Here is a 13,789-nt window from a genome sequence, read left to right as displayed (position 1 = left end):
TCATGAGAGCGATGCATAGCGTTCGTGTCGGCGTCAGCTTGACGGCACTTGTGATTGGTTGCGGCGTGATGTCTGGCTGCCTCAGCAGCCCGACCTACGGCACCGACAAGACGGCCGGCGTACAGCTCCTGGACGACCTTGGCGATATCGCTTCCGTTTCGGCCGCAACGCCGAAGGAAAAGGGCGTGAAGTATCCGAACCGTCCCGGCCTCGTTGTCGCGGGCGACAAGGATAACTTGACCCAGCCGCAGCAGTCGCTGGCAAGCAAGGACAATCCGGCATGGCTGGAATCGCCTGAAGATGCCCGCAAGCGCCTCGCCACGGAAGCCGACGAGAAGAAGAACGACGTCAACTATCGTTCGCCGCTGGCTCAGGCCGACAGCACCAGAAACCGCATGACGGAAGCCCAGCAGACGGCCGCCTATCGCGCCGCGCGTCAGGACCAGTCCGGCACCTATATCGACCAACGCCGCTACTTGATCGACCCGCCGCAGCAGTATCGCCAGGTCGCCGACCAGGCTGCCCTCAACGATCTCGGTACGCCTGAGTCGAAGAAGGAAAAGCAGCGCAAGAAGGATGCGGAAGCCGCGCAGCAGTCCAGCAACAGCAGCTGGTGGAAGCCCTTCCAATAAGCAGTTCGCCAGGCGGCGGACTTCCTGACTAATTTTAAAATGTCACAGCGCCGCGCGGAGCTGTGACATTTTTCAGTCTTCAGAGCGTTTCGGTTGAAAGAAATCTCTGAGGATACCGGCAGACACAGTTTCCCCGATGCCTGAATAGACCTCCGGCGCGTGATGGCAGGTCTGCTGATGATAGAAGCGCACGCCATTGTCGACGCCGCCACCCTTCGGATCCTCGGCGCCGTAATAGAGGCGGCGAATGCGCGCAAACGAAATGGCTGCGGCACACATGGTGCAGGGCTCCAGCGTGACGTAGAGATCGGCGCCTGCAAGACGCTCCTGCCCCAGTTCATCGCAGGCCAGGCGGATGGCGACGATTTCGGCATGCGCGGTGACGTCGTTGAGTTCGCGAGTACGGTTGCCGGCCTTGGCGACGACCTTGTTGTCGAGCACGAGGACAGCGCCGATCGGCACTTCGCCACGTTCACCGGCGCTGCGCGCTTCGGCCAGTGCAAGCTCCATGAAATGATTAGTAGCCGCCATTCAAGTTTTTCCACTTAACTGCAAGGGCGTGACCTGATAGGAACACGCCTTAAAAATTCAGGCAAACAACAAATGACAATGAATGACAAGCCCAAGCGGCCTGGGCCGAAACCCTTTGCTGGCGACAAGAAGACCGTAAAGCGCGATAGCGGCACAAAACCGCTAAAGGCCGCAGCCGCGAGCACGGCAGGTGAAGCCGCAGCCGGAGACGGAAAGGCCGAACGCATTTCCAAGGTCATGGCGCGCGCCGGCGTTGCCTCGCGCCGCGATATCGAGCGCATGATCATGGACGGCCGCGTCACGCTGAATGGCGTGCTGCTGGATACGCCTGTGGTCAACGTGACCCTTACCGACAAGATCGAGGTCGACGGCGTTCCGATCCGCGGCATCGAGCGCACGCGCCTTTGGCTCTACCACAAGCCCGCCGGTCTGGTGACCACCAATGCCGATCCGGAGGGACGTCCGACTGTTTTCGACAACCTGCCGGAAGAGCTGCCGCGCGTCATGTCGATCGGCCGCCTCGACATCAATACCGAAGGCTTGCTGCTGCTGACCAATGATGGCGGCCTTGCCCGTGTTCTGGAGCTGCCGACAACGGGCTGGCTGCGCCGCTACCGCGTCCGCGCCCATGGCGAGATCGATCAGGATGCGCTCGACAAGCTGAAGGAAGGCATCGCCGTCGACGGCGTGCTCTATGGCTCGATCGAGGCGACGCTCGACCGCACGCAGGGCTCCAACGTCTGGATCACCATGGGTCTGCGCGAAGGCAAGAACCGCGAAATCAAGAACGTCATGGGTGCGCTTGGCCTCGACGTTAACCGCCTGATCCGCATTTCCTACGGGCCGTTCCAGCTCGGCGACCTGCCGGAAGGCCGGGTGGTGGAGGTGCGTGGACGTACGCTGCGCGATCAGCTCGGCCCGCGTCTGGTCGACGATGCCAAGGCGAATTTCGATGCGCCACTCTACAACACCTCCGCGGTTGCAGCCGAGGATGAAGTGGATGCCAAGCCGCAGCGCGCCACGAAAGAGGTGCGCCCGAAGCGTGACCGTGAGCGTCCCGAGGACAAGCGCGAACGCGCCTTGAGCCGTCTCGACACCAAACGTGACGACCGTCGTGACGAAGGCCGTCGCGACAGTGGGCACAAGGAAGACGATCGTCCGAAGCGCCCGCCGCTTGGCGCGCGTCGCAACGCCAATGTCTGGATGGCGCCCGGCGCCCGTCCTCTTGGCGAAAAGGCAACGCTGAAGGCGGCCAAGAATACAAAAACAGCTATCAGGCGCGGTGAACAACCAGAGCGCCCGCAGCGCAGCGGCTTTGACCGCCCTGACGAAGGCCCGCGCGTTCGTGTCAACCGTGTCGCCGAGGCGGATGGTGAATGGATCCGCTCGAGCGAGGAAGCACCCCGCACTGGGCGTGGCGATGACCAAGCTTCGGATCGCAAGCGCTCCGACCGTCCCCGTGGCGACCGGCCTTTCGGCGATCGCCCCCCGCGCGGCGACCGCTCTTTTGGCGATAAGCCTCGTGGTGATCGTCCCTATGGTGACAAGCCGCGTGGCTCGCGGCCAGAGGGCGGTGACCGTCCTCGCGCGAAGTCTTTCGATGGTGAAGCCCGTTCCGAACGTCCTCGCGGCGAACGCCCGTTTGGTGATCGTCCGCCCCGCGGCGACCGGCCTTTCGGCGACAAGCCTCGCGGTGATCGGCCCTATGGCGACAAGCCCCGTGGCGATCGTCCCTATGGCGAACGTCGGCCGCGCGCCGAGGGTGATGAGCGTCCTCGTGCCAGAGCTTTCGATGGCGAGCAGCGAGCCGAGCGCCCGCGTGGTGATCGTCCCTTCGGAGATCGACCGCCGCGTGGCGACCGTGCCTTTGGTGATCGCCCGCAGGGTGACCGTCCGGCGGGTGATCGGCCCGGCGGCAAGCCCTTCGGCAAGAAGCCGGGCGGCGGCAAGTCGTTTGGCGGCAAGCCGGGTGGCAACCCGGCGGTTCGCGCAGGTTCTCAGGCAAGCCGGGCGGCGCAGGTCGTCCGTCCGGAGGTCCGCCGCGCGGTGGTTCCGGTCGCGGTGGTCCCGGCAGGGGGCTCCGGGCGGAAAGGGCTGACGCGCGGTGAGGATCGTCGGCGGTGAGTTTCGCGGTCGCTCGCTTGCAACACCGAAGTCGAACGATATTCGTCCGACGGCGATCGCACGCGCGAGAGCCTGTTCAACATATTGAGCCATGCCTATCCCGAAGCCATGGACGGCACGCGGATGATGGATGTGTTCGCCGGCACCGGTGCCGTCGGCCTGGAGGCAGCATCACGCGGCTGCCGCCATGTGTTGTTCGTTGAAAGCAGCGTCGAAGGTCGTGGCCTGCTTTGGGAAAACATCGATGCGCTCGGCCTGCATGGCCGCACGCGCATGCTGAGGCGTGACGCGACGGACCTCGGCAGCGTCGGCAACCTCGATCCCTTCAATTTTCTCTTTGCCGACCCACCCTATGGCAAGGGGCTCGGCGAGAAGGCCTTTGCCGCGGCGGCCGCTGGCGGCTGGCTGGTGCCCGGCGCTTTGGCCATCCTCGAAGAGCGGGCGGATGTCACGGTTGCCGTAGCGTCGGATTTCCTGTTTCTGGAGGAACGGACCTTCGGCGACAGCAAAATGCATTTCTTCCGTTATCAGCCGCAGGCGGCTTGACGGCAGAGGGAGAAGGAAATGGGCGACTACGCTGATTTCGTCGGCAGTGATTATCCGCTTGCTGTCTCCAGCACGCCGAGCGTCGCGGTTGCCTTCGGCTGCGGCGGCGCGCGCGGCCTCGCCCATATCCATATCATCGAAGCGCTCGACGAACTCGGCATCCGGCCGGTTGCTATCGCCGGCGCTTCCATCGGCTCCATCATGGGCGCCGCCATGGCGGCCGGCATGAGCGGCGCTGAGATCCGCGATCATACGCTCGCAACCGTCGGCAACCGTCCGGCCGTGCTCAACAAGATCTGGAGCTTGCGGCCGGTCAACATGCGCAGCATCCGCTTCGGCCAGTTCAATCTCGAACGCATCCTGCGCACTTTCCTGCCGACCACCTTCCCTGAAGATTTTTCAGAGCTGCATATACCGTTTAAGGTGGTGACGACGGATTATTACGACCAGGTCGAGGTAGTCATCGAAAAGGGTGAGCTCTTTCCGGTTCTCGCCGCATCCGCCGCCATCCCCGCGGTTTTCATGCCGGTCAAGCTCGGCGAACGGGTGATGATCGATGGCGGCATCATGAACCCGGTTCCCTATGAGCATCTGGCCGGCCTTGCCGATATCATCATCGGCATCGACGTGGTCGGCGGGCCGGAAGGCAATGGCCGGCAAATTCCCAACCGCATCGAAAGCCTGTTTGGTGCCGGTCAGCTGACCATGCAGTCGAACATCGCCCTGAAATTGCGCCTGCAGGCGCCACAGATCTTTCTACGGCCGACCGTAGGCCGCACCGGCGTGCTCGACTTCCTCAAGGCGCGCGACATTCTCGCTATGTCGGCAGGCGTCAAGGACGAGCTGAAATTCGCCCTCGACCGGGTGATGACGGCGAAGAACTAGAGCATTTTCGCTTCTCTTCGAATCGCGAAAGCGCTCTATCTCTTTGTTTTTAAGCATTTCCGGACGGAAAACCGCTGCGCACTTTTCCTGGAAATGCTTAAAGCTACTCCGCAAAATAAACGGCGCTTTCCGTCTGCGATGGCACCAGTGAGCTGCCTTATGCCCGCTCCGGCTCCTCCTGCGGCAGGGCGACGAGATCGTCCGCGTCGCTGTATGTTTCGGCCGGACGCTTGGGCTTGACCAGCGGCTCCGGCTTGACTGGCCGTGAGTAGAGCATGTCGCGACCGGCCTGCAGCCCTTCGCTTACCTGCAGCACCAGCCGCTGCTCGTCGCGCTTGCGGATATCCTCGCCGATCTCATAGGCTTCGGCTTCGCTGACCCCGAGTGCTTCCAGCGTGCGGCGGCCGAAGAGAAGACCGGATTCCACCGTTTCTCGCAGCTCGTAATCGACGCCCTTGCGACGCAGGTCGATCGAATGAACGCGGTCATAGGAGCGCACGAAGATGCGCGCATGCGGATAGTCCGTCTGCACGAGTTCGACGATCCTGTCGGTCACCTCGCGCTGATGCGTGCTGACGACGACGATCTTGGCGCGGTCGATGCCGGCAGAGCGCAGCACGTCCTTGCGGGTGCCGTCACCAAAATAGATGCGGAAGCCGAAGCTCGATGCCTGTCGGATACGATCGGCGGAGAAGTCGATGACGGTGACATCCCGGCCGCTGGCAAGCAGGATCTGCGCGGCGATCTGACCGAAACGCGAAAAGCCGATCATCAACACTTCGGAGCCGGCGCCTTCGAAATCCTCATCCAGCTCCTCATGCGTATCCCCTTTCATCAGCCTCTTCGAAAGCGCTGACGTCAGTGGCGTCAGCGCCATGGTGAGCGTGACGATGGCGATGAGCATCGAGGCCGTGTTGGCCGAGAACAGGCCGCCGCTGGCGCTGGCCGCGCTGAACAGCACGAAGCCGAATTCACCGCCTTGCGGCAGCAGGCCGGCGATGCGGACGGCGTCGTTATGCGGTGAGCCCGTCACGCGGCAGAGCGTGTAGATGACGATTGCCTTGATGATCATGACGACCGGGACGGCAAGCAGGATCAGCACCCAATTGTCGAGGATCACGTCGAGTTTCAGCGACAGACCGACGGCGATGAAGAAAATGGCGAGCAGCACGCCGCGGAACGGTTCGATATCGGCTTCCAGCTCATGGCGGTAGGAGGATTCCGCCAGCATCACGCCGGAAAGGAATGCGCCCATCGCCATGGAGAGGCCGGCAAGCTGCATCAGGTCGCCGACCCCATGACCACGAAGAGGGCTGCGGCGATCATCGCCTCGCGCGCGCCGGTGCGGGCGATCACCTGGAAAAGCGGCGTCAGCAGGTAGCGGCCGCAATGATCATCGCCGCCACTGCGCAACGGCAATGGCAAGACCGGGCAGGGGGTTGGTGGCCTCCTTGGGCCCGTCGAGCACGGTGACCAGCGCCAGCAGCGGCACGATCGCCGAGATCCTGCAGCAGCAGCATGGAGAAGGAGCGCTGGCCATACTTGGTATTGACGTCGCCCTGCTGCTCGAGGATCTGCATTGCAAAGGCCGTCGAGGAGAGCGCCAGGCCGAAGCCGATAATGATGCTGCCCTTCCAGCCGGCAATATTGGCGAGATAGGCGGCAAGCATCAGCGCCAGTCCGCTGAAGATCACCTGCGCGGAGCCGAGGCCGAAAATATCGCGCCGCATCTGCCAAAGCCGCGATGGCTTAAGCTCGAGGCCGATGATGAACAGCAGGAAGACGACGCCCAGTTCCGCCACCGCAAGCACGGCCTCGCTATCGCCGATACCATGCAGGACCGGGCCGATCACCACCCCAGCTGCCAGATAGCCGAGCACTGTGCCCAACCCCAATTTCTTGAAGATCGGCGCCGTAACGACGGTGCCTCCGAGCAGCATCAGTGTTTCGGTGAAGAGACTATTGGGGGCGGACATCGTCTGTTTCTTTCCATGGGGCAGGCGGTCTTGCGACGCGTGGTCATCATAAACAACCATGCGTGAAGGGATTAGAACAAGAATCGGCGTGGCCGCCCTTGATGCTTTATGTAGTGCACAATAAATGGAACGCGAAGGAAAGGCCAAATCATGACCTCTGAAATCGATTCCGCCACTCTGCTTTCCCGTGCAAGCCAGTTGATCGACCTCGCCCGGAAAGCCGGTGCGGATGCCGCCGATGCCGTCGTCGTGCGTTCGCGCGCCCAGTCCGTCGGCGTTCGCCTCGGCAAGGTCGAGGGCACCGAATCCTCCGAGAGCGATGATTTCTCGCTGAGGGTTTTCGTCGGCAACCGTGTCGCCAGCGTTTCCGCCAATCCCGGTTTCGATTTGCAGGCACTTGCCGAGCGCGCTGTGGCTATGGCCAAGGTGTCGCCCGAAGATCCATTCGCCTGCCTGGCAGACGAGATGGATATCGCCAAGACCTATCCCGATCTAGAGCTCTTCGATCCGACTGAGGTATCCTCCACCGAGCTGCGGGAAGCAGCACTTGCGACCGAAGCTGCGGCACTCGCCGTTCCAGGCGTCAGCAATTCCGTGGGCGCCTCCGCCTCCGCCGGCATGGGTGGCCTGGTTCTGGTCACGTCGCATGGCTTTGCCGGCCACTATATGGGCTCGCGCTTCGGGCGTTCGGTCAGCGTCATCGCCGGCGAAGGCACGGGCATGGAGCGCGACTATGATTTCGACAGCCGCCTCTATTTCAACGAGCTGGACACGGCCGAAGAGATCGGCCGTCGAGCCGGCGAGCGGGTCGTCAAGCGCATCAATCCCCGCCAGGTTCCGACGGACAAGAACGTCACCGTCGTCTTCGATCCGCGCGTGTCGCGCGGTTTCGTCGGCCATATCGCCGGCGCGATCAATGGTGCCTCCGTCGCCCGCAAGACCAGTTTCCTGCGCGACAAGATGGGACAGCAGGTGCTGAAGGCCGGGCTTTCGATCACCGACGATCCGCTGATCGTGCGTGGCCCCGCCTCGCGGCCCTTTGACGGCGAAGGCGTTTCCGGCAAGCGGCTCGTGATGATCGAGGACGGGGTGCTGAATTCATGGTTCCTCTCGACCTCCGCAGCCCGCGAAATCGGCGGCGGTCTCAAGACCAACGGTCGCGGCGTGCGCGGCGGCACGGCTGTATCGCCATCCTCGACCAATCTGGCGCTGGAGCCGGGTGATATTTCGGCCGAAGAGCTGATCCGCAGCGTTGGCACTGGCTTCTACGTGACTGAACTCATCGGCCAGGGCGTCAACATGATCACCGGCGAATACAGCCGCGGCGCCACCGGCTTCTGGATCGAAAATGGCGAGTTGACCTTCGCGGTGTCGGAGGTGACGATTGCCTCCAACCTCAAGGACATGTTCATGCGCGTGACGCCGGCCAACGATATCGACCGCGATTTCGGCGTCGCCGCTCCGACGATTGCCATCGAGGGCATGACGCTGGCCGGACGTTGAGGTGCAAGCGAAGATTGGAATTTGTGAATGATCGATAGCCAGAAGGCTGGCCAGCCGAGCGATGTGGACCTCATTGTTGAGGCCGCGCGAGAGGCTGGCAGGATCGCTCTCGGCTTCTTCCGGCAATCGCCGGAGGTCTGGTGGAAGAACAACGGCCAGTCTCCCGTCAGTGCGGCCGATTATGCCGCCAATGAAAGCCTTTCCGCCATCCTGCGCTCCGCAAGGCCCGACTATGGCTGGCTTTCCGAGGAGACCGATGACGACGCCGACCGGCTGTCGCATCCAACCGTCTTCGTCGTCGACCCGATCGACGGCACCAGGGGTTTCCTCGCCGGATCGGACCTGTGGTGCGTCAGTGTCGCCGTCGTCACCGATGGACGTCCGGTCGCAGGAGTTCTCTACGCGCCTTCCCTGGACGAGCTGTTCGTGGCGAGTGCCGGCGGTAAGGCGTTGAAGAACGGCGAGCCGATCCATGTTTCGAACTGGGTTGGCGACGATCCTCATCGGCTGGCGACCGGTGAAGACATGCTCAAGGGCTTTGACCCGGACTTCCGCAAGACGGTCGAAAGGGTGAAGCACATTCCCTCGCTGGCCTACCGCCTTGCCATGGTGGCGGATGGCCGCCTGGAAGGGACGATCGTCAAGCGCAATTCGCATGACTGGGATCTGGCCGCCGCCGATCTCATTCTGGAGCGGGCGGGCGGCGCGCTTGTCGATCTCTCGGGCAATGCATTGCGCTACAACCGTGCCGCGGTGTCGCACGAAGAACTATGCGGCGCGCCGGTCTCGCAGCTTCCCGAATTTCTCCGCCAGCTTTCACACCGACGAGACGGTTGACCTTTCGGTCAAAATCCCGCAGATGAAGAGCCGAGGGGGACGACAGCAGAAAGAGACGAAAATGACCAATACAAGCGACAAAAAGCAGCTCCTGCACCTAGTTTTCGGCGGTGAATTGGAACACCTCGAAGAAGTTCAGTTCCGCAACCTCAACGAACTCGATATCGTCGGCATGTATCCCGATTATGCGAGCGCATTGACGGCATGGAAGTCCAAGGCGCAGCAGACTGTCGACAACGCTCACATGCGTTATTTCATCGTTCACCTGCATCGCTTGCTCGACCCGCAGGAAAAAGCGGCGTCTTGAGGCCGTCTAATACCGAAATTTGCATTTGATATTTTTGTCCGGAGAGGCGTTATCGCTTTTAATCCGGCTATGAAGCAGTATCTTTGACACAATAAGAACGAAAAATCGGCCGTTTATTCGGCCGTTTGATAATCGGGATTTGGCATCGATGATGATCAGCTGGGATAGGAGTCGATCGAGATGAGCAGCCTCAGGGCGCGTCTTGCCTTGAGCGCCTATCGTTTTGGTGGGATCGCCGTCTATCCGCTCATCGGACCGTATCTCGCGGTCCGTGCGGCGAAGGGCAAGGAAGATGGTGCGCGCAAGCTGGAGCGGTCCGGCTATGCCAGCGCCAATCGTCCGCAGGGACCGTTGATCTGGTTCCATGCCGCAAGCGTTGGCGAGACCTCGGCGGTCATTCCGTTGATCCGCGAAATTCGCCGCCGCGATATTCACGTCATTCTGACGACAGGCACGATCACCTCGGCCAAGGTGGCGCATGAGCGCCTTGGTGACGAGGTCATCCATCAATATGTGCCTCTCGATCTGAGGCCCGCGATCCGGCGTTTCCTCGACTATTGGCAGCCTGACTGTGCGATTTTCGCCGAATCCGAGATCTGGCCGACGACCGTCACCGAGCTGGGCCGCCGCCGCATTCCGCAAATTCTCGTCAATGCTCGCATATCGGATCGCTCCTATGCCCGCTGGAGCAAGCATCCGTCGCTTGCCGAAGCGCTGTTCGAAAACCTTGCCTTGGTCGTTGCCCAGTCCGATCTCGATGCCGAGCGCTTCCGCGATCTCGGCGCCGTGCAGGTCATAAAATCGGGCAACCTCAAGGTGGATACCGATGCGCCGTCCTACGACGCTCCGACGCTTGCCGGCTACATGAAGCAGATCGGCGATCGCAAGACCTGGGCAGCCGTCTCGACCTTCGAAGGTGAAGAAGGTGCCGCCGCCTCGGTCCACACGATGCTGAAGGAGCATAATGGCCAGCTCACCATCCTCGTGCCGCGCCACCCGGAACGCTGCGATGCGATCGAGGCGATGCTCGTCGAACAGGGCCTGAAAGTGGCGCGCCGCACCCGTAACGATATCCTGTCCGCCGATGTCGATGTCTTCCTCGGCGATACGATCGGCGAGATGGGGCTTTATCTGCGCATGACCGAAGTCGCCTTCATGGGCAAATCTCTGTTCAACGAAGGCGGCCAGAATCCGCTGGAGCCGGCCATGCTTGGCTGCGCGATCCTCACCGGCGGCCATGTGCAGAATTTCCGCGATGCCTATCAGGTGCTGGCTCGCCGCGGCAGTGCCCGCATGGTGCGCGATACCGAGATGCTGGCGCGCGGTGTGCATTATTTGCTGACCAACGACGCGGCACGTCGCAACATGATCGATGCCGGTTTCGTTGCCGTGCATGAGATGCGTGGCGCACTGGCAGCAACGGTCAAGGGGCTTGAGCCCTACATCAATCCGCTTTCCGTGAAGGCGCGGCTGCTGCCGAAGACGATGGCGAACGGTTAGGAAGGAAAGGCATGGCGGCGGTCAAGCTGGGAGCGATTGCGGGCATTCTTTTCGATAAGGACGGCACGCTGCTCGACTATGATGCGAGCTGGCTGCCGGTCAATCGCGAGCTTGCCAGAATTGCCGCTGAAGGCGATCCCATTCTTGCCGATCACCTGCTTTCCGCATGCGGCATGGATCCGATCACTGGCCACATCGTTCCCGATAGTCTGCTTGCCGCCGGCAATACCCGCCAGATTTCCGAAGGTCTAGTGGCGGCCGGCTCGAAAGTGGATGTGTCGGAACTGATCGAGAAGCTCGACGCACTCTTCGCACATGCGGCTGATTTTTCGTCGCCCGTTACTGATCTCGCCGGCTTCTTTCGGCGGCTGCATGAGCGGGGCTACAAGCTAGGCGTTGCCTCAAGCGACAACGAACGCTCTATACGCCAGACAGCTCACCGCTTCGGCTTTATCGACTATCTCGATTATATCGCCGGCTATGACAGCGGCTTCGGCATCAAGCCCGAGCCTGGCATGGTGCTCGGTTTCTATGCGGCCACCGGTCTTTCGCCAGCCCAGGTCGCCGTCGTCGGGGACAACAACCACGATCTGCACATGGGGCGCAATGCCGGCGTTGGCCTGACGGTCGGTGTGCTGACAGGGACGGGCTCGCGCGAGACGCTGACCGCCGCATCCGACTATTGCCTCGACAACATCACCGAACTCGAGAGCCTGCTCATGCCGATCGCGCAATCGGCGTGATCTTGGCAAAGGCTTGCATTTTCGCGCGATCTGCCCTTTCTTTCCGCTTTGCTGAAGTCGCAGGCGCGAGGCTGGATTAGACACATGGTATCGGAAGCACCACCTTTCTGGTGGCGAAAACCGGATTGGCGTGCCTGGGGGCTCTCACCTTTCTCATTTCTGTATGGCCGCATTGCCGGACACCGCATGGTCAATGGCAAGCGCGCATCCGTGCCGGTGCCGGTGATCTGCGTCGGCAATTTCACCGTCGGCGGGGCCGGCAAGACGCCAACCGCGCTCGCTCTTGCCCAGGCTGCAAAGGCCAAGGGTCTGACACCGGGGTTCCTCAGCCGCGGTTATGGTGGCTCGCTCGATGTTACTACGGTGGTCGATCCCGAACATCATCACGCCACCGCCGTCGGCGATGAGCCGCTTTTGCTTGCCCGCGAGGCCCTCACGGTCATCGCTCGTCGCCGCGCCGAAGGGGCTGAACGGCTGGTGCGCGAGGGTGCCGATCTCATCATCATGGATGACGGCTTCCAGAGCGCGCATCTTGCCATCGACTATGCCCTGGTGGTGATCGATGCCGGCAGGGGCATCGGCAACGGCCATCTCGTTCCGGGCGGTCCGGTGCGGGCGCCGCTGCGCACCCAGCTTCTCTACGCCTCCGGCCTGCTGAAGGTCGGCGAGGGTGTCGCCGCGGATCGCGTCGTGCGGCTTGCGGCAAGGGCTGGCAAGCCTTTCTTCACCGCCTCCGTCAAGGTGCGCGGACAGGAGGATCTGCGCGGCCGCAAGGTGCTTGCCTTTGCCGGCATAGCCGACCCCACCAAATTCTTCCGTACGGTCGAGACGCTCGGGGCGAATATCGCGGTCACGCGCACCTTCGGCGATCACGAGCACCCGGGTGAGGATGAGGTTTCAGATATTCTCGACATCGCATCGCGCGAAGGTCTGGAGATCGTCACGACGTCGAAGGATTACGTTCGCCTGATCGGTCATCACGGCCGCGCCGACGAATTGCTGAGGCGCTGCAGGGTGATCGAGATCGATATGGTTTTTGAGGATCCGAATGCGCCCGGCCTCATCATCGACAGGGCGATCGCGGCGGCCCGCGAGCGACGCTTAGGGGAAGCAGGCAACCGGAAGACCGGCTAGATTGCCACGGCCGCGCGATGCGAGCTCAATATGCAATGGGAGAATTCAGCGCTTCTGGTTGGGAAGCGCGCCGGCCCGCTTTTCAGCCTCGAGCGACGACATGACGTCGGCATAGGGCTCTTGCCGCGCGACGCTCCAATAGCGCAGTTCATCGAGCGCGATACGCTGGCCGGTCATGGCGCAGATGACATGGGAACCCGGCATCAGGATCTGGAAATCGCCGTCGAGATAGCGAACTTTCGCCTCGCGGTTTCCATGTCCCTCGAAAAGATTCATCTGATGCCGTCCTTGATCTCTGTCATCCGTTTGCCATACCGCGACGGACGGGATTTTTCCAGTCCTTTCCGAAGCCGGCTGTCTTCAGCTGCGCCCGAACAGCCGTTCGATGTCGGAGAGCTTCAGCTCTATATAGGTTGGGCGGCCGTGATTGCATTGGCCCGAGCCGGGCGTCGCCTCCATCTGGCGCAGCAGCGCATTCATCTCTTCCGGCCGCAACCGCCGCCCCGAGCGTACCGAACCATGACAGGCCATGGTCGCGGCGACATATTCGAGTTTGGCGGCAAGTCCTGAGGCGGTATCCCACTCGGCAATCTCATCGGCTAATTGCCGGATCAGCCCTTGCGCATCGACCTCGCCGAGCATGGCAGGCGTCTCCCGCACGGCGATGGCGCCAGGGCCGAAGCGCTCTACGGCAAGGCCGAGTTCGCCAAGCTCTTCCGCAAAGACCATCAGACGGTCGCAATCCTCTTCCGGCAGATCGACGATTTCGGGGATGAGCAGGACCTGCGAGGACAACCGTTTCGAGTGCAGGGCCTTGCGCATCGCTTCGAACACCAACCGCTCATGGGCAGCATGCTGATCAACGATAACGAGGCCACTGTCGGTCTGGGCGACGATGTAGTTCTCGTGCAACTGGGCGCGAGCCGCACCCAGCGGGAAACGGGACGGCTCCTCGGTGCGAACCGGTTCCGGCGGCTGCGTGACTTCGGCGCGAGCGGCGGGCATTGCAAGTCCGTCGAAACTTGCTTGCGGTCTTTCGTTGAAGCCATATCCCGCGGATGCGCCGGTCGT

At 62.1% G+C, this 13,789-nt stretch carries 11 protein-coding genes and 3 pseudogenes; 10 read left to right on the top strand and 4 right to left on the bottom strand.

Going from position 1 to position 13,789, the window contains the following annotated elements:
- Positions 1-2 precede the first annotated feature (2 nt).
- On the top strand, positions 3-632 hold the full coding sequence (locus BSK43_RS05605) for a hypothetical protein (protein WP_077471406.1): 630 nt from the start codon (positions 3-5) through the stop codon (positions 630-632).
- 72 nt (positions 633-704) lie between these two features.
- Here the strand turns inward: BSK43_RS05605 and BSK43_RS05600 are convergent, their stop codons facing one another.
- Positions 705-1,163, bottom strand: coding sequence for a nucleoside deaminase (locus BSK43_RS05600; protein ID WP_077471407.1), 459 nt, complete (start codon positions 1,161-1,163; stop codon positions 705-707).
- Between the two features lie 72 nt (positions 1,164-1,235).
- Here BSK43_RS05600 and BSK43_RS05595 point away from each other — a divergent pair.
- The 3 genes and pseudogenes from BSK43_RS05595 (at position 1,236) to BSK43_RS05585 (ending at position 4,718) form a co-directional block, all read left to right on the top strand.
- Positions 1,236-3,271 (top strand): annotated as a pseudogene (locus BSK43_RS05595) (pseudouridine synthase).
- Positions 3,268-3,833, top strand: a pseudogene (gene rsmD, locus BSK43_RS05590) (16S rRNA (guanine(966)-N(2))-methyltransferase RsmD). Before BSK43_RS05595 ends, rsmD begins: the two co-directional pseudogenes overlap by 4 nt.
- 18 nt (positions 3,834-3,851) lie before the next feature.
- The gene (locus BSK43_RS05585) at positions 3,852-4,718 is read left to right on the top strand and encodes a patatin-like phospholipase family protein (RefSeq protein ID WP_068384660.1); all 867 of its coding nucleotides are present in this window, start codon (positions 3,852-3,854) and stop codon (positions 4,716-4,718) included.
- A 157-nt stretch (positions 4,719-4,875) separates the two neighbouring features.
- Here BSK43_RS05585 and BSK43_RS05580 read toward each other — a convergent pair.
- Positions 4,876-6,694: pseudogene (locus tag BSK43_RS05580) on the bottom strand (monovalent cation:proton antiporter-2 (CPA2) family protein).
- A 150-nt stretch (positions 6,695-6,844) separates the two neighbouring features.
- On the opposite strand from BSK43_RS05580, the gene BSK43_RS05575 reads away from it, so the two are divergent.
- The 6 genes from BSK43_RS05575 (at position 6,845) to lpxK (ending at position 12,718) form a co-directional block, all read left to right on the top strand.
- Entirely contained in the window at positions 6,845-8,197 is a 1,353-nt protein-coding gene (locus BSK43_RS05575; RefSeq protein ID WP_077471409.1) for a TldD/PmbA family protein, read from the top strand.
- A 27-nt stretch (positions 8,198-8,224) separates the two neighbouring features.
- Positions 8,225-9,034, top strand: a complete 810-nt coding sequence (locus BSK43_RS05570) for a 3'(2'),5'-bisphosphate nucleotidase CysQ (protein WP_077471410.1) — start codon at positions 8,225-8,227, stop codon at positions 9,032-9,034.
- 61 nt (positions 9,035-9,095) lie between these two features.
- The gene (locus tag BSK43_RS05565; RefSeq protein ID WP_077471411.1) at positions 9,096-9,341 is read left to right on the top strand and encodes a DUF4170 domain-containing protein; all 246 of its coding nucleotides are present in this window, start codon (positions 9,096-9,098) and stop codon (positions 9,339-9,341) included.
- A gap of 180 nt (positions 9,342-9,521) precedes the next feature.
- Positions 9,522-10,841, top strand: a complete 1,320-nt coding sequence (gene waaA, locus BSK43_RS05560; RefSeq protein WP_077471412.1) for a lipid IV(A) 3-deoxy-D-manno-octulosonic acid transferase — start codon at positions 9,522-9,524, stop codon at positions 10,839-10,841.
- Positions 10,842-10,852: 11 nt separating this feature from the next.
- Entirely contained in the window at positions 10,853-11,584 is a 732-nt protein-coding gene (locus BSK43_RS05555) for an HAD family hydrolase (protein WP_077471413.1), read from the top strand.
- An 84-nt stretch (positions 11,585-11,668) separates the two neighbouring features.
- A complete protein-coding gene (gene lpxK, locus BSK43_RS05550; RefSeq protein ID WP_077471414.1) occupies positions 11,669-12,718 on the top strand; it encodes a tetraacyldisaccharide 4'-kinase in 1,050 nt (349 codons plus the stop codon).
- Positions 12,719-12,763: 45 nt separating this feature from the next.
- Here the strand turns inward: lpxK and BSK43_RS05545 are convergent, their stop codons facing one another.
- Both BSK43_RS05545 and BSK43_RS35585 read right to left on the bottom strand, forming a co-directional pair.
- Complete coding sequence (locus BSK43_RS05545) at positions 12,764-12,994, bottom strand: DUF2093 domain-containing protein (RefSeq protein WP_068384678.1); 231 nt, start codon at positions 12,992-12,994, stop codon at positions 12,764-12,766.
- Between the two features lie 84 nt (positions 12,995-13,078).
- A complete protein-coding gene (locus BSK43_RS35585; protein WP_246662502.1) occupies positions 13,079-13,723 on the bottom strand; it encodes a hypothetical protein in 645 nt (214 codons plus the stop codon).
- Positions 13,724-13,789 lie beyond the last annotated feature (66 nt).

It is taken from the genome of Rhizobium sp. P44RR-XXIV, assembly GCF_001999485.2.
In the GTDB taxonomy this organism is placed as follows: Bacteria; Pseudomonadota; Alphaproteobacteria; order Rhizobiales; family Rhizobiaceae; genus Rhizobium.
Note: the sequence above shows the minus strand (reverse complement) of the source record. Positions and strands in the feature narration are given on the sequence as shown.